The organism is Streptomyces sp. NPDC101166 (assembly GCF_044768125.1).
Lineage (GTDB): Bacteria > Actinomycetota > Actinomycetes > Streptomycetales > Streptomycetaceae > Streptomyces.
The window spans coordinates 95,867-111,600 of the sequence record NZ_JBIWPF010000020.1 but is presented as its reverse complement, the minus strand read 5'-3'; the positions used below and the strand labels follow the sequence as shown (position 1 = coordinate 111,600).

At 71.5% G+C, this 15,734-nt stretch carries 13 protein-coding genes; 5 read left to right on the top strand and 8 right to left on the bottom strand.

The annotated features are described in order from the left end of the window. The gene (locus ACIRS4_RS29690; RefSeq protein ID WP_404201835.1) at positions 1-756 is read right to left on the bottom strand and encodes an Rv3235 family protein; all 756 of its coding nucleotides are present in this window, start codon (positions 754-756) and stop codon (positions 1-3) included. A gap of 331 nt (positions 757-1,087) precedes the next feature. Between ACIRS4_RS29690 and ACIRS4_RS29685 the strand changes: the two genes are divergently transcribed. Together ACIRS4_RS29685 and ACIRS4_RS29680 are read left to right on the top strand one after the other, a co-directional pair. Continuing rightward, positions 1,088-1,606, top strand: coding sequence for a DUF6912 family protein (locus tag ACIRS4_RS29685; protein WP_404201833.1), 519 nt, complete (start codon positions 1,088-1,090; stop codon positions 1,604-1,606). A 64-nt stretch (positions 1,607-1,670) separates the two neighbouring features. Beyond that, positions 1,671-2,333 carry an HAD family hydrolase gene (locus ACIRS4_RS29680; RefSeq protein ID WP_404201831.1) on the top strand — a complete coding sequence of 221 codons (663 nt, stop codon included), beginning with the start codon at positions 1,671-1,673 and terminating at the stop codon, positions 2,331-2,333. A gap of 110 nt (positions 2,334-2,443) precedes the next feature. Here ACIRS4_RS29680 and ACIRS4_RS29675 read toward each other — a convergent pair whose 3' ends face one another. Genes ACIRS4_RS29675 through ACIRS4_RS29665 form a run of 3 tightly spaced genes read right to left on the bottom strand, consistent with a single transcriptional unit; the run spans position 2,444 to position 4,908 of the window. Further along, positions 2,444-3,256 (bottom strand): ABC transporter permease, encoded by an 813-nt coding sequence (locus ACIRS4_RS29675; RefSeq protein WP_404201829.1) that lies wholly within the window; start codon positions 3,254-3,256, stop codon positions 2,444-2,446. Next, on the bottom strand, positions 3,253-4,209 hold the full coding sequence (locus ACIRS4_RS29670; RefSeq protein ID WP_404201827.1) for an ATP-binding cassette domain-containing protein: 957 nt from the start codon (positions 4,207-4,209) through the stop codon (positions 3,253-3,255). The genes ACIRS4_RS29675 and ACIRS4_RS29670 overlap by 4 nt, the downstream gene beginning before the upstream one ends. A 27-nt stretch (positions 4,210-4,236) precedes the next feature. Next, positions 4,237-4,908, bottom strand: a complete 672-nt coding sequence (locus tag ACIRS4_RS29665) for a DUF4097 family beta strand repeat-containing protein (protein ID WP_404201825.1) — start codon at positions 4,906-4,908, stop codon at positions 4,237-4,239. Between the two features lie 234 nt (positions 4,909-5,142). Between ACIRS4_RS29665 and ACIRS4_RS29660 the strand changes: the two genes are divergently transcribed. Then, entirely contained in the window at positions 5,143-5,928 is a 786-nt protein-coding gene (locus ACIRS4_RS29660) for a helix-turn-helix domain-containing protein (RefSeq protein ID WP_404201823.1), read from the top strand. Positions 5,929-5,935: 7 nt separating this feature from the next. Here ACIRS4_RS29660 and ACIRS4_RS29655 read toward each other — a convergent pair whose 3' ends face one another. Beyond that, on the bottom strand, positions 5,936-6,502 hold the full coding sequence (locus tag ACIRS4_RS29655; protein WP_404201821.1) for a DJ-1/PfpI family protein: 567 nt from the start codon (positions 6,500-6,502) through the stop codon (positions 5,936-5,938). Between the two features lie 577 nt (positions 6,503-7,079). Here ACIRS4_RS29655 and ACIRS4_RS29650 point away from each other — a divergent pair. After that, positions 7,080-12,035 (top strand): NAD-glutamate dehydrogenase, encoded by a 4,956-nt coding sequence (locus ACIRS4_RS29650; RefSeq protein WP_404201819.1) that lies wholly within the window; start codon positions 7,080-7,082, stop codon positions 12,033-12,035. Between the two features lie 87 nt (positions 12,036-12,122). Here the strand turns inward: ACIRS4_RS29650 and ACIRS4_RS29645 are convergent, their stop codons facing one another. Both ACIRS4_RS29645 and ACIRS4_RS29640 read right to left on the bottom strand, forming a co-directional pair. Next, entirely contained in the window at positions 12,123-12,977 is an 855-nt protein-coding gene (locus tag ACIRS4_RS29645) for an ABC transporter ATP-binding protein (protein ID WP_404201817.1), read from the bottom strand. After that, positions 12,970-13,887 carry an ABC transporter permease gene (locus ACIRS4_RS29640; RefSeq protein WP_404201815.1) on the bottom strand — a complete coding sequence of 306 codons (918 nt, stop codon included), beginning with the start codon at positions 13,885-13,887 and terminating at the stop codon, positions 12,970-12,972. Before ACIRS4_RS29640 ends, ACIRS4_RS29645 begins: the two co-directional genes overlap by 8 nt. A gap of 186 nt (positions 13,888-14,073) precedes the next feature. Here ACIRS4_RS29640 and ACIRS4_RS29635 point away from each other — a divergent pair, with 186 nt between their 5' ends. After that, complete coding sequence (locus tag ACIRS4_RS29635) at positions 14,074-14,700, top strand: TetR/AcrR family transcriptional regulator (protein ID WP_352252144.1); 627 nt, start codon at positions 14,074-14,076, stop codon at positions 14,698-14,700. Between the two features lie 42 nt (positions 14,701-14,742). Here ACIRS4_RS29635 and galE read toward each other — a convergent pair whose 3' ends face one another. Further along, a complete protein-coding gene (gene galE / locus ACIRS4_RS29630) occupies positions 14,743-15,723 on the bottom strand; it encodes a UDP-glucose 4-epimerase GalE (protein ID WP_404201813.1) in 981 nt (326 codons plus the stop codon). Positions 15,724-15,734 lie beyond the last annotated feature (11 nt).

Genomic DNA, 15,734 nt, shown 5'->3' with positions numbered 1-15,734 from the left:
TCAGTCGTCCGCGGGGCGGGGTCGGCGGGGGCCGTCGACTTCCACGGCCGTGCAGCGCCATCGCTGGTCGGCGCCGAGCTCCAGGCGGAAGGCCATCGCACGCAGCCGCTCGCCGGCGCCGATGCGGGCGAAGGCCTCGATGGCGCCGGGACGGGCGAGGTAGTAGCCGATGTCGCGGACGACGGGGCTGACGCCGCGGGAGGTGCGCAGGGGGCCGTGTTCGGCGAGGTGGGCCAGGTCGTCGTAGGCGCGGCCGACGGTGTGGCGGAGCATGCAGTGCACGGGGCGCCGCCCGCTCAGGACGGCGAGCAGCCGGTCGGCGAAGAGGTCGGTGGGGCGGGGCTGCGGCGGGACGAACGGCCGGCGCGGCGTCTGCTCGGGAACGGACGCGGGCCGGGCTGGTGCGGTGGTGGAGGCGGGCCGGCCGGGTGCGGTGATGGAGCCGGGCCGGCCGGGAGGGGCCACGGCGGATCCCGGTGCCGTGCTGTCGCGGCCCGGGTGGGGCGCGGTGCGTGCGGTGGCCGGTGTGGGGCGCCCGGCGGCGCTCGGGGCTGTGGCGGGGCGGTTGTCGGCGGGGCCCGTGCCGCCCCGTCGGGAGGCGCCCGGGGAGCCGGGAGGGCGGCCGTCGCCGGGTGTCGCGCGGGGTGCGCCGCCGCTCGGTGTGCGGGGCGGTGCGCCCGCGGGGCGGCGGGTGTCGCGGCGGCCCGGAGGGCGGCTGCCGGGGGTGCGCGGTGTCCTGCTCATGACCTTGTGCATGGGTGTCCCCGTTCTTACGTGCCCGACTCTGCGTACCGGGCAGTAACTTTCCGTGGTCGTTCTTGTACGGGCTGCGACCGGCCATGGCAAGGAACCCCGAAGGTGCGGCGCGGGCGGGCGGGATTCACTTGTCCGGGTGGCGGGGGAAGGGGAAACGCCTGGCAGGCGCGGTGCGGCGGGTGAATTCCGAGGCGCGAGGTGGACGTTTCGACCCTCGCGGGCGGGGACTCGAAAGAGTACTGCCGCACGTATCCTGAAGGCCCTCGGGAGGTGGCAGCCGCCCCTCGCGGGGCGCCGACCGGAGTCTTCGACCAGGAAAGAGCGGCCTGCCATGCGCGTGTACGTCCCCCTGACCCTCCCCTCCCTCGCCGAGGCGCACAAGGCGGGGGAGCTGGGGTCCGGGCCGCTCCTCGCGTACGCCGTCACGCCCGCGTTGCGCGAGTGGTACGTCTCCGACGACCTGGAGGAGCTGGAGTACGCGGCCCTCGGCCGGGCGGCGCTGGCCTCGCTGAGGCTGCTCGCGGCGGAGTCGGCCGCCCCGCGCCGGCGGGTCGTCGTCGCCGTCGACGTGCCCGACGGCGCGGTGGTCGCCGGCCCCGGCGACGAGGGCGGCGACGAGGCGGCGCTCGGCCGGGTGCGGGTCACGGTCGCGGTGCCGCTGGCCAAGACGGCCTCGGTGCACGTCGACGGCGAGGACGCGGAGGCCGACGTGAGGGCCGGCGCGCAGGCGCTGGCGGCGGCGGACGGCGGGGACGGCGCCGCGCAGTCGCTGGTGGACGGCGTCGAGGACCACGAGCTGCTGTGGTTCGCCACTCAGGAGATCCCCAACCTGGTCGGCTCCGGGGCCTGAGGGGCCCCGAGGCCGCCGAGCCCGGTTCTCTTGATTGTCGGCGGCGGCGGGTACGTTTGCCGGTATGGGGAAGTCAGCGGCGCACATCGTCTGGGACTGGAACGGCACGCTGTTCCACGACAACGACGCGATCATCGGGGCGACGAACGCGGCGTTCGTCGAGTTGGGCCTGGAGCCGATCACACTGGAGCGGTACCGGGCGCTGTACTGCGTGCCGGTGCCGAAGTTCTACGAGCGGCTGCTGGGCCGCCTGCCCACGGACGCCGAGTGGGAGGTCATGGACGAGGTCTTCCACCGCTACTACGCCGAGCACCGGGTGCGCTGCGGGCTCACCGAGGGGGCGGCGGAGCTGCTCGCCGGGTGGCGGCGGGCGGGGCGCAGCCAGTCGCTGCTGAGCATGTACGTGCACGACGAACTCGTGCCGCTGGTCAGGGGCTTCGGGATCGAGCCGCACTTCGTGCGGGTGGACGGGCGGACCGGGCCGTCCGGGGGCAGCAAGGCTCAGCACATGGTGCGTCATCTCCAGGCGCTGGCCGTGGTCGAGCCGGAGCGCACGGTGGTGATCGGGGACGCCGCCGACGACGCGGTGGCCGCGTTGCACGTGGGGGCGCGGGCCGTGCTGTACACGGGCGGGTCGCACAGCCGGGCCAGTCTCGAGGTGGTGGGCGTGCCGGTGGTGGACTCGCTGGCGGAGGCGGTCGAGGTGGCTCAGGAGCTGGCCGCGTAAGGGGATGGGGCCCGGGAACGCGAGCCGGGCGGCGCATTCCGACGTGGTGTCGGGACACGCCGCCCTCGGGCGGTGCGGACTGCGGGCGGCGGCCCGCGCTGTCATGGCGGTTACTTCGGGTCGCGGTGGAACTTCGCGGCCGACCAGAAGTAGCCGAGCACCGCGAGCCCCACGCACCAGGCGACGGCCAGCCATCCGTTGTGGCCGATCTCGGTGCCGAGGAGCAGCCCGCGCAGGGTCTCGATGGCGGGGGTGAAGGGCTGGTACTCGGCGATCGGCTGGAACCAGCCCGGCATCGCGTCGACCGGGACGAACGCGCTGGAGATGAGGGGCAGGAAGATCAGTGGCATCGCGTTGTTGCTGGCTGCCTCGGCGTTCGGGCTGACCAGGCCCATGCCGACCGCGATCCAGGTGAGCGCCAGGGAGAACAGCACGAGCAGGGCGAAGGCCGCCAGCCACTCCAGGGCGGTGGCGTCCGTGGAGCGGAAGCCGATGGCCACGCCGACGGCGCCCACCAGGATCACGCTGGCGACCGACTGGATCACGCTGCCGGCGACGTGGCCGATGAGCACCGAGCCGCGGTGGATGGCCATGGTGCGGAAGCGGGCGATGATGCCCTCGTTCATGTCGGTGGCGACGGACACCGCGGTGCCGATGGTGGTGCTGCCGATGGTCATCAGCAGCAGTCCCGGCACCAGGTAGGCGATGTAGGCGGAGCGGTCCCCGCCGCCGATGCCCGCGCTCATGGTGTCGCCGAAGATGTAGACGAAGAGCAGCAGCAGCATGATCGGCGTGAGCAGCAGGTTCAGGGTGAGGGAGGGGTAACGGCGGGCGTGCAGGAGGTTGCGCCGCAGCATGGTGGCCGAGTCGCGGACGGCGAGGGAGAGCCGGGTCGGGCGGGCGGGGGCCAGGGGGGTGCTCATCGGGCGTTCTCCTTGGACTGGTGGGGGACGTCGGCCGGGCTGGTGAGGGCGAAGAACACGTCGTCGAGGTCGGGGGTGTGCACGGTCAGCTCGTCCGCCTCGATGCCGGCCGAGTCCAGCCGGTCGAGGACGGCGCGCAGGTCGCGCTGGGTGCCGTCGCTGGGGATCTGCAGTGCCAGCGCTTCGTCGTCCCGGGTGGCGGCGCCGAGGGCGACGGCGGCGCCCCGGTAGGCGGCGGGGTCGGAGAAGCGGAGCCGGACATGGCCGCCGGGGACGATCCGCTTGAGCTCCTCGGCGGTGCCCTCGGCGGCGATCGTGCCGTCGTGGAGCACGGCGATGCGGTCGGCGAGCTGGTCGGCCTCCTCCAGGTACTGGGTGGTGAGGAAGACGGTGACGCCGCCCGTGACGAGTTCGCGGATGATCTGCCACATGGTGTGCCGGGAGCGGGGGTCGAGGCCGGTGGTGGGTTCGTCGAGGAAGATGACGCGCGGGCCGCCGACCAGGGTCATGGCGATGTCGAGGCGGCGTTTCATGCCGCCGGAGTAGGTGGAGGCGGGCTTCTTCGCGGCCCCCACGAGGTCGAAGCGCTCCAGCAGTTCGGCGGTCACCCGCCGGCCCTCGCTCCTGGACAGGTGGTGCAGGTCCGCCATCAGGAGCATGTTCTCCTCGCCGGTGATCAGCCCGTCGACGGCGGAGAACTGTCCGGTGACGCCGATCGCGGAGCGCACGGCCTGCGGGTCGGCGGCGAGGTCGTGGCCGGCGATCCTGGCCCGGCCGCCGTCGGCGGTGACGAGGGTGGAGAGGATCTTCACGGCGGTGGTCTTGCCGGCGCCGTTCGGCCCGAGCAGGGAGAAGATCGTCCCTTCGGGGACGGCCAGGTCGACGCCGTCGAGCACGGTCTTGTCGCCGTAGGACTTGCGCAGCCCGTTCGCCGCGATGGCCAGGTTCGTCATGGTGGGTGTCTCCTCGAAGGCCGCGGGTCAGAGGCTGCGGGCGATGATGTCGCCGTAGCCGGTGGTGGCGTGGATGGTCAGGCCGGCGTCGGCTCCGTCGGTGTTCTTCAGCGCGTTGTCGATCCGGCCGTGGCCGGTGCCGGCGTCGAGGGAGGCGGAGACGCCGCGGGCGGCGCCGACCGACACCTGGCCGTACTCGGTGCGCAGCACGACCGTGCCGCTGACGGCCTCGGCGATCCGCAGGTCGCCCTTCTGGGTGCTGAGCTCGGCGGAGCCGCCCAGGCGGCCGACCGTGATGTCGCCGGCGAGGACGGCGAGGCGGGCGCTCGCGGCCTCGTCGAGCTTGACCGTGCCCTGCGCGCTGTCGAAGGCGACGTCGCCGAGTCGTCCGACGCCCCGGAGCTCGGCGTCGGCGGTCTTCGCCTCGACACGGGAGCCGGCCGGCAGCTGGACGGTCACCTCGACCGCTCCGGACTGGCCGAGGACGCGGTTCTTCGCCGGTGCGGCCTCGATCCGCAGGACGCCGTCGCCGTACTCGACCGTCATCTGCTCCGCCGCCTTCACGTCGCGGCTCTTCGAGGCGTCCGCGGGCAGGACCTCGACAGTGGTGTCGGCGCGGTCCGCTGCGATGAACCGGATGCGGCCGGCGGGGACGTCGAGGACGGTGGCGATCGCGGCGGGGGTGTTGAACGTCTGCATGGTGTTCTCCATCGACTCGTTGCTCGTGCTTGTTTCTGACGATGGAAAAGCTACGTTGCATTCATGGATCGCTCAACACCAACATTGCAATCAAGGTGAATAAGTGCAGCTCAGAATGGCTAAATCATTGCAATGGATCAGAACTTAACGCAACATCAGGAGGTCTGATCGTTGCAATGGATGGGAGTGAACGCTAAGCTGGCGGCATTCGACGGGCGACATGAGGAGAACGCGATGCCGGGAGGCAGGCTCACCCAGCAGGAACGCCAGCAGATCGCCCTGGGGCTGGCCGACGGCCTCGCCTACGCGGAGATCGCCAGGCGCCTGGGCCGCCCGACCTCGACCGTCACACGTGAGGTGATGCGCAACGGCGGTCCCACCGCCTACCGCGCCGACCTGGCCCACCGCGCCACCGAGCGCCGTACGCACCGGCGCAGGCAGGCCGCGCCCCGGGGAGCGGACGCGTCCCCCCAGCCCTACGGGCGGGACGCCGAGGCCGTACGCGAGTTCGAGGAGACGTTCACCACCGTCATGATGGCCTCCGGCATGACCGCGATGCCGGCGCGGGTCATGGCCTCCCTCTCCCTCAGCGACGAGGGCAGCCTCACCGCCTCCGAACTGGTCCGGCGTCTCCAGGTCAGCCCGGCGTCCGTCTCCAAGGCGATCGCCTTCCTGGAGAGCCAGAGCCTCGTCCGCAGGGAGCGCGACGAACGGCGCCGCGAGCGGTACATCGTCGACGACGACGTCTGGTACCAGTCGATGATGGCCAGCGCCCGCGCCATCGCCCACGTCGTCGAGGTCGCGCGCCAGGGCGTGGACGTCCTCGGTCCCGACACCCCGGCCGCCGCCCGCCTGGAGAACGTCGCCCGGTTCCTCGACTTCGTCGCCGAGAACACCGCCCGCGCGGCGGAGCAGGCCCGGGCGGTGCTCCACACGAAAGCCACGCCCCCGTCGACCGCCGGCGCCGGCGACGCCGACGAGCCGGGAGCGGACCATGAGCCGGGAGCGGACCGCGCGTGACCCGGCCTCAGAGCGCCGGCGCCTTCGCGCGCAGGACGGCCAGGAACTCGCGCATCCAGGCGGGATGGTCCGGCCAGGCGCGGGAGGAGACCAGCGTGCCGTCGACGACCGCCTCGGCGTCCTGGAAGGTCGCGCCCGCGGTCTGCATGTCGAGCTCCAGTGCCGGGTACGCCGTGACGCGGCGGCCGGTGAGGCCGTCGACCGCGGCGGTGAGGAGCGGGCCGTGGCAGATCTGGGCGACGGGCTTGTCCGCGTCGAAGAACGACTTGAGGATCTTGCGGAGTTCGGGGTCGTTGCGCAGGTACTCCGGGGCGCGGCCGCCGGGCACGACGACGGCGGCGTACTCGCCGGGATCGACCTCGGAGAAGGCCAGGTCGGCGGGCCAGGTGTAGCCGGGTTTCTCGGTGTAGGTGTCGAAGCCGGGTTCGAAGTCGTGGACGACGAAGCGGAGCCGTTTGCGGGCGGGGGCGGCGATGTGGACCTCGTAGCCCTCCTCACGCAGGCGCTGATAGGGGTAGAGGACTTCGAGGCTCTCCGCTGCGTCGCCGGTGACGACGAGGATCTTCACGGTCATGTCGGGCGGCTCCTCACGGACGGACGCTCCTCGGACGTGCCCCTCGGCACGGCCCTGCCGAGCGGCGGCGTGTTCTCAGGGTCCCTCCGGGGCGGGCGCGCGGCGACCTCTGTCGCGGCACGCCCCTCACACATCCCACCCGCCCCCGCCCCTGTGCAGAACGTCAAACTTCGACCCCTGGTTTTGTACACATACGGCTCATGACGACCCCCGGGTCGAGGGCGATAGCCTTGTGGCGTGATCAGCGCGATAGTTCGCGGGGGCGTCGTGGCCCCTGCCCTGCGCCCGGTGACCTCGGAGGAACTCCGAGGCCGGGCGGCGGTCGCTGGTCCTCGCGGGCGGGACGGGGTCAAGAGGGCCCCCAGGACGCCGTGCAGATCCCCGGAGCCGACGGTGCAGAGAGCAGCGTCACACCCGCAGGGAGCACCGAGTATGGCCGATATCCCCCCGCTCATCTCAGCCTGCGGCATAGCGTCGAAGCAGACCGGACACCCCGCGTCGTGGCGTCACGCCGCACGGAAAGAGACCGTACTTCCTTCTACGTCACGCAACGGCGCGCGACAGGAGCCAGAGGACAATGCAGACCAAGCTGGACGAAGCCAAGGCCGAGCTGCTCGAGAGGGCGGCCCGGGTCGCTGAGAACAGCCCGGTCGGGGCGCACCTACCGACCGGGACGACGGGCGAGGGCACTGAGGGAACCCCGGGCGCCCCCGACCACGAATCCGTGCTCTCGTTCCTCCAGCGCTACTACCTGCACACCGCCCCCGAGGACCTCGCCGACCGCGACCCGGTCGACGTCTTCGGTGCCGCCTTCTCCCACTACCGTCTCGCGGAGAACCGGCCGCAGGGCACGGCGAACGTGCGTGTCCACACCCCCACCGTCGAGGAGAACGGCTGGACCTGCAGCCACTCCGTCGTCGAGGTCGTCACCGACGACATGCCCTTCCTCGTCGACTCGGTCACCAACGAGCTGACCCGCCAGGGCCGCGGCATCCACCTCGTCATCCACCCCCAGGTCGTGGTCCGCCGGGACGTCACCGGCAAGCTCATCGAGGTGCTCGCTGTGGCGCCCTCGTCCCGCGACCTGCCGCACGACGCGCACGTCGAGTCGTGGATCCACGTCGAGACGGACCGCGAGACCGACCGCGCCGACCTCAAGCAGATCACCGCCGACCTGCTGCGCGTCCTGTCCGACGCCCGCGAGGCCGTCGAGGACTGGGGGAAGATGCGCGAGGCGGCGCTGCGCATCGCCGGCCGGCTCGGCGAGGAGCCCGTCCCCGGCGACCTGCCCGGGCCCGAGGTGGAGGAGGCCCGCGAGCTGCTGCGCTGGCTCGCCGACGACCACTTCACCTTCCTCGGCTTCCGGGAGTACCAGCTGCGGGAGGACGACTCCCTGGCGGCGGTCCCGGGCACCGGCCTGGGCATCCTGCGGGCCGACCCGCACCACGCCGAGGGCGACGCCCACCCCGTCAGCCCCTCCTTCGAGCGGCTCCCGGCCGACGCCCGCGCCAAGGCGCGCGAGCACAAGCTGCTGGTGCTGACCAAGGCCAACAGCCGGTCCACCGTGCACCGGCCGTCGTACCTGGACTACGTCGGCGTGAAGAGGTTCGACGCCGACGGCAACGTGGTCGGCGAGCGGCGCTTCCTCGGACTGTTCTCCTCCGCCGCCTACACCGAGTCCGTGCTGCGGGTCCCGGTGATCCGGCGCAAGGTGGACGCCGTTCTGGAGGGCGCCGGTTTCTCGCCCGACAGCCACGACGGACGTGACCTGCTGCAGATCCTGGAGACGTACCCGCGCGACGAGCTGTTCCAGACCCCGGTCGACGAGCTGCGCTCCATCGTGACGTCCGTGCTGTACCTGCAGGAGCGCCGGCGGCTGCGGCTGTACCTGCGGCAGGACGAGTACGGGCGCTACTACTCGGCCCTCGTCTACCTGCCCCGCGACCGCTACACCACCGGCGTGCGGCTGCGGATCATCGACATCCTCAAGGAGGAACTGGGCGGCATCAGCGTCGACTTCACCGCCTGGAACACCGAGTCGATCCTGTCCCGGCTGCACTTCGTCGTCCGCGTCCCGCCGGGCACCGAGCTGCCGCAGCTGTCCGACTCCGACAAGGAGCGCATCGAGGCGCGCCTGGTGGAGGCGGCCCGGTCGTGGGCCGACGCGTTCTCCGAGGCGCTCACCGCCGAACTCGGCGAGGAGCGGGCTGCGGAGCTGCTGCGCCGCTACAACAACGCCTTCCCCGAGGGCTACAAGGCCGACCACACCCCGCGCTCCGCGGTGTCCGACCTCGTCCACATCGAACGGCTCACCGAGGAGCGCAACTTCTCGCTCAGCCTGTACGAGCCGGTCGGCGCGGCCCCCGACGAGCGCCGCTTCAAGATCTACCGCAAGGGCGACGCGATCTCCCTGTCGGCGGTGCTGCCGGTGCTGAACCGGCTCGGCGTCGAGGTCGTCGACGAGCGGCCCTACGAACTGCGTCGCACGGACCGCAGCGTCGCCTGGATCTACGACTTCGGCCTGCGCATCCCGACCTCGCTGCGCGGCGGCGCCGGCGACCACCTCGGCGACGACGCCCGCGAGCGGTTCCAGGAGGCGTTCTCGGCGACCTGGACGGGCCAGGCGGAGAACGACGGCTTCAACGCGCTGGTGCTGGGCGCCGGTCTGACGTGGCGGCAGGCGATGGTGCTGCGCGCGTACGCCAAGTACCTGCGGCAGGCCGGTTCCACGTTCAGCCAGGACTACATGGAGGACACCCTCCGCACGAACGTCCACACCACGCGGCTGCTGGTGTCGCTGTTCGAGGCGCGGATGTCGCCGGACCGGCAGCGCGCCGGGATGGAGATCGTCGACGCGCTGCTGGAGGAGCTGGACGCGGCCCTGGACCAGGTGGCGTCCCTCGACGAGGACCGCATCCTGCGTTCCTTCCTCACCGTCATCAAGGCGACGCTGCGCACCAACTTCTTCCAGAAGTCGGCGAGCGGCGCCCCGCACGACTACGTGTCCATGAAGTTCGACCCGCAGGCCATCCCCGACCTGCCGGCGCCGCGCCCCGCGTTCGAGATCTGGGTGTACTCGCCGCGGGTGGAGGGCGTGCACCTGAGGTTCGGCAAGGTCGCGCGCGGCGGTCTGCGCTGGTCCGACCGGCGTGAGGACTTCCGCACGGAGATCCTCGGCCTGGTCAAGGCGCAGATGGTGAAGAACACGGTCATCGTGCCGGTGGGCGCCAAGGGCGGCTTCGTCGCCAAGCAGCTGCCCGACCCGGCCGCGGACCGCGACGCGTGGCTGGCGGAGGGCGTCGCCAGCTACCGCACGTTCATCTCCGCGCTGCTCGACATCACCGACAACATGGTCGCCGGCGAGGTCGTGCCCCCGGCGGACGTCGTCCGGCACGACGAGGACGACACCTATCTGGTGGTCGCCGCCGACAAGGGCACGGCGACGTTCTCCGACATCGCCAACGACGTCGCCGGCAGCTACGACTTCTGGCTGGGCGACGCCTTCGCCTCCGGCGGCTCCGCCGGCTACGACCACAAGGCGATGGGCATCACCGCGCGCGGCGCCTGGGAGTCGGTGAAGCGGCACTTCCGCGAGCTGGGCGTGAACACGCAGGTCGAGGACTTCACGGTCGTCGGCATCGGTGACATGTCCGGTGACGTGTTCGGCAACGGCATGCTGTTGAGCGAGCACATCCGTCTGGTCGCCGCCTTCGACCACCGGCACATCTTCATCGACCCGAACCCCGACGCGGCCACTTCCTACGCCGAGCGGCGCCGCCTGTTCGAGCTGCCCCGCTCCAGCTGGGCCGACTACGACACCTCCCTCATCTCCGCCGGCGGCGGCGTCTTCCCCCGCACGGCGAAGGCGATCCCGGTGGGCGCCCACATCCGCGAGGCCCTCGGCATCGAGGCCGGCGTCACCAAGGTCACCCCGGCCGACCTGATGAAGGCGATCCTCAGCGCTCCGGTGGACCTGCTGTGGAACGGCGGCATCGGCACCTACGTGAAGGCCTCCACCGAGTCCAACGCGGACGTCGGCGACAAGGCCAACGACCCGATCCGCGTCGACGGGCAGGACCTGCGCGTCAAGGTCGTCGGCGAGGGCGGCAACCTGGGCCTGACCCAGCTGGGCCGGATCGAGTTCGCCCGCGCCGGCGGAAAGACCAACACGGATGCCATCGACAACAGCGCGGGCGTGGACACCTCCGACCACGAGGTGAACATCAAGATCCTGCTGAACGGCCTGGTCACCGAGGGCGACATGACGGTCAAGCAGCGCAACAAGCTGCTCGCCGAGATGACCGACGAGGTCGGCGCGCTCGTCCTGCGCAACAACTACGCGCAGAACACGGCGATCGCCAACGCCCTCGCCCAGTCCAACGACATGCTCCACGCCCAGCAGCGCTTCCTGCGCCACCTGGTGCGCGAGGGCCACCTGGACCGCGCGCTGGAGTTCCTGCCCACCGACCGGCAGATCCGCGAGCGTCTCGGAGCGGGGCAGGGCCTCAGCAGCCCGGAGACGGCCGTGCTGATGGCCTACACCAAGATCACGGTGTCGGACGAGCTGCTGCACACCTCGCTGCCCGACGATCCCTATCTGCACTCCCTGCTGTACGCGTACTTCCCGACGGCGCTGCGCGAGGAGTTCGCCGAGCAGATCGAGCACCACCCGCTGCGCCGCGAGATCACCACGACGGTGCTGGTCAACGACACCGTCAACACCGGCGGCACGACCTATCTGCACCGGCTGCGGGAGGAGACCGGGGCGTCGCTGGAGGAGATCGTGCGGGCGCAGACCGCGGCGCGGGCGATCTTCAGTTCGGCGCCGGTGTGGGACGCGGTCGAGGCGCTCGACAACCAGGTCGAGGCGGAGGTGCAGACCCGGATCCGGCTGCACTCGCGCCGGCTGGTGGAGCGCGGTACGCGCTGGCTGCTGAACAACCGGCCGCAGCCGCTGCAGCTCGCCGAGACGGTCGAGTTCTTCGCCGAGCGCGTCGAGCAGGTGTGGGCGCAGCTGACGAAGCTGCTGCGCGGCGCGGACCTCGAGTGGTGGCAGATGATCCACGACGAGCTGACCGGGGCCGGGGTGCCCGACGAGCTCGCCACCCGGGTCGCCGGCTTCTCCTCGGCGTTCCCGGCGCTGGACATCGTGTCGGTGGCCGACCGTATGGGCAAGGACCCGCTGGACGTCGCCGAGGTGTACTACGACCTCGCCGACCGGCTGCGGATCACCCAGCTGATGGACCGCATCATCGAGCTGCCGCGCGCCGACCGCTGGCAGTCCATGGCCCGCGCCTCCATCCGTGAGGACCTGTACGCGGCCCACGCGGCGCTGACCGCGGACGTCCTGGCCGTCGGAAACGGCACCTCGACGCCTGAGCAGCGCTTCACGGCGTGGGAGCAGCGCAACCAGGCCATCCTGGGCCGGGCGCGCACCACGCTGGAGGAGATCCAGGGTTCGGACTCCTTCGACCTGGCGAACCTGTCGGTGGCGATGCGGACGATGCGCACGCTGCTGCGCACGCACTCGTAGCGGGTACACGAGGCCACATGAGGACAGGGCGCCCCGAGCCGTCACGGCTCGGGGCGCCCTGTCGTCGTCGGGGGGCCGTGAGGTCGCTCAGGCGGCCTTCGGCGCCGCCGCCGGCTTGGCCTTGTTCTTGTCGGGGCCGCCGGTGAACGCCTCGTACGCCTGGAGGACCTCCTCGGTGGGCCCGTCCATGCGCAGTTCGCCCCGCTCCAGCCACAGCACGCGGTCGCAGGTGTCGCGGATCGACTTGTTGCTGTGGCTGACCAGGAACACCGTGCCGGCGTGCTTGCGCAGTTCGCGGATGCGTTCCTCGGAGCGCTTCTGGAAGGAGCGGTCGCCGGTGGCGAGCGCCTCGTCGATCAGCAGGACGTCGTGGTCCTTGGCGGCGGCGATGGAGAACCGCAGCCGGGCCTGCATGCCGGAGGAGTAGGTGCGCATCGGCAGGGTGATGAAGTCGCCCTTGTCGTTGATCCCGGAGAAGTCGACGATGTCCTGGTAGCGCTCCTTGACCTGCTCGCGGGACATGCCCATGGCGAGCCCGCCGAGGTGGACGTTGCGTTCGCCGGTCAGGTCGTTCATCAGGGCCGCGTTGACGCCGAGCAGGGAGGGCTGGCCGTCGGTGTGGATCCTGCCGTTCTCCACCGGGAGCAGGCCGGCGACCGCCTTGAGCAGGGTCGACTTGCCGGATCCGTTGGTGCCGATGAGGCCGATCGCCTCGCCCCGGTAGGCGACGAACGACACGTTCTTCACGGCGTGCACCTTGCGCACTCCGGCCGCCTTCTCGGCCTTCCCGCGGCGCAGGACGCGGTGGAGGGCGGCGGTCGCGGAGCCCCGGCCGGCGCCGGTGCCGTTGACGCGGTAGACGATGTCGACGCCGTCGACGACGACGGTGGGGATCCGCTCGCCGCCGGCGCGGCTGGTGTCGGGGGTGGTGTTGTCAGCCACGGCCGTACGTCTCCTCAGCCTTCCAGAAGTAGATGAACCCGCCGACTCCGGCGAGCAGCGCCCAGCCCGTCGCGATCAGCCACACGTGGTGCGGCAGCTGACCGGCGTGGAAGGAGTCGATCAGGGCGAAGCGCATCAGGTCGATGTAGACGGCGGCGGGGTTGGCCTGGAGAACGGGGGCGACCCAAGACGGCAGGCCGTGGTGAGCGCCGGCCAGCTTGTCGATGCTCCACATCACGCCCGAGACGTACATCCAGGTGCGCAGGACGAACGGCATCAGCTGGGCGATGTCCGGGGTCTTCGCGCCGAGCCGGGCCATGACCATGGAGACCCCGGCGTTGAAGGTGAACTGCAGCAGCAGCACCGGGACGGCCAGCAGCCAGGACGCGGAGACCGGCACGCCGAAGCAGAGCAGGATCACGACCAGCGCGGCCATGGAGAACAGCAGTTGCTGGAGCTGCTGGAGGCAGAACGAGATGGGCAGCGCGGCCCGCGGGAAGTGCAGGGCCCGCACCAGGCCGAGGTTGCCGGAGACGGCGCGGGTGCCCGCCATGATCGAGCTCTGCGTGAACGTCCACACGAACACGCCCGTGACCAGGAACGGGACGTAGTCCGGCACGCCCTGCTTGGTGCCCAGCAGCACGCCGAAGATGAAGAAGTACACCGCCGCGTTGAGCAGCGGGGTCATCACCTGCCAGAGCTGGCCCAGCTTCGCCTGGCTGTACTGGGCGGTGAGCTTGGCGGTGGCGAACGCGCCGATGAAGTGGCGGCGCGCCCACAACTGGCGCACATAGGCGGGCAGTGAAGGGCGGGCGCCGCTGACCGAGAGGCCGTGGCGGGCGGCGAGCGCCGCCAGGTCTTCGTGGGGCTCGGACCGCGTCGGGGGCGGTGTGTGGAGGACCTGACTCACATCCGCTGCTTTCACTCGGGGGGAGGGTGACGCCTCGGGGCGGCGCGCACGGGCGGGCGGCGTTCCTTTCACGCGTTCCTTGCCGTCTCCTTACGTCGGGACGGCACCGTATCGTCGCAACGCGAGAGTAAGGCGAGTCGACGTCGGAACGCAACCGTATCGTCGTCACGCCCTATGCTGGTCGGCATGACGACGAACGCCGACGAGCCCTCGACGCGTCCGCGCCGCCGGGCCCCCGCCGGAGCGGCCGTGCTGCGCGAGGACGTGACGGAGGCCATCCGGGCCGCCGTGTTCGAGGAGCTCGCGACCGTCGGCTACGCCCGGATGTCCATCGAGGGCATCGCCCGACGCGCCGGGGTGGGAAAGACCGCCGTGTACCGGCGCTGGCGCTCCAAGCTGCACCTGGTCCTGGACATCGTCTCGGCCATCGCCGTACAGGGCCTGCCCGCGCCGTGCACGGGCAGCCTGGAGGGCGACCTGAGAATGCTGTACGAGGTCACGTCACGGGCGTTGCGGCACCCGGTGGCCTCGCAGATCATCCCGGACCTCCAGGCCGAGGCGGCCCGCAACCCGGAGATCGCCGAGGCCCTCCAGAAGGCCCTGCGGGACGGGCAGGAGGGCGTCGCCCTGAAGATCGTCGCGGCGGCGACCGAGCGCGGGGAGGTGCGCCGGGACGCCGACGCCGAACTGGCCCTGGACCTGATCTCCGGCCCGCTCTACTGGCGCTCCGTGGTCATCCGCAGCCCGAAGCTCCCCAAGGACTACCTCGCGGCCCTGACCCGGGCGACCGCGGAGGCGATCAAGGCTCTGTGACTCCGCGCCGGCGCCCCGGAGCACGCCTTCGGGGCCGCCTGCCTACGAGCGGGCCGCCTCCGGGTGGAGGTGCACCCAGCCCTCCCAGGCGGAGGTGATCATGTCCTGGACGTCGTGCGCGGCCTTCCAGCCGAGACGGGTCTCGATGCGGTCGGCGGAGGCCACCACCCGGGCCGGGTCCCCCGGTCTGCGCGGGGTGACCGTCGGCGGGCGGTCGTAACCGGTGACGGCGTTGATCCGGTCGATCATCTCGCGGACGGAGACGCCCTCTCCGCGGCCGATGTTGAGGGTCAGGGTGTGCCCCGGGGAGTCCTGGAGGGCGCGGGCCGCGGCGACATGGGCCTCCGCCAGGTCGACGACGTGGATGTAGTCCCGGACGCAGGTGCCGTCCGGCGTCGGATAGTCGTCGCCGAAGATGCGCGGCGCGGTGTTCTCCGTGAGGCGTTCGAACACCATGGGCACCAGGTTGAAGACGCCGACGTCCGCCAGCTCCGGGCTCGCCGCGCCGGCCACGTTGAAGTAACGCAGCGAGGCCGTGGACAGCCCCGTGGCCCGGCCGGTCGCGCGGACCATCCACTCGCCGGCCAGCTTCGTCTCTCCGTAGGGCGAGATCGGCGCGCACGGCGTCTCCTCCGTGACGAGGTCGACGTCCGGCATGCCGTAGACGGCGGCCGAGGAGGAGAACACGAACGAGGGGACATCGGCGGCGGTCACCGCGTCCAGGAGGACTCTCAGGCCCTCCACGTTCTCCCGGTAGTAGTGCAGGGGCCGGTCCACCGACTCGCCGACCTGCTTCTTCGCCGCCAGGTGCACGACACCGGTCACCTCGTGCTCGGCGAGGGTGCGCTCCAGCAGCGGGCCGTCCAGCGTGGAGCCCGCCACCAGCGGCACACCCCGGGGCACCCGCTCGGCGATCCCGGTCGACAGGTCGTCGTACACCACGGCCCGCTCGCCCGCCTCGGTCATCGCCCGCACCACGTGCGCCCCGATGTATCCGGCCCCCCCTGTGATCAACCAGGTCATGTCGTCACATC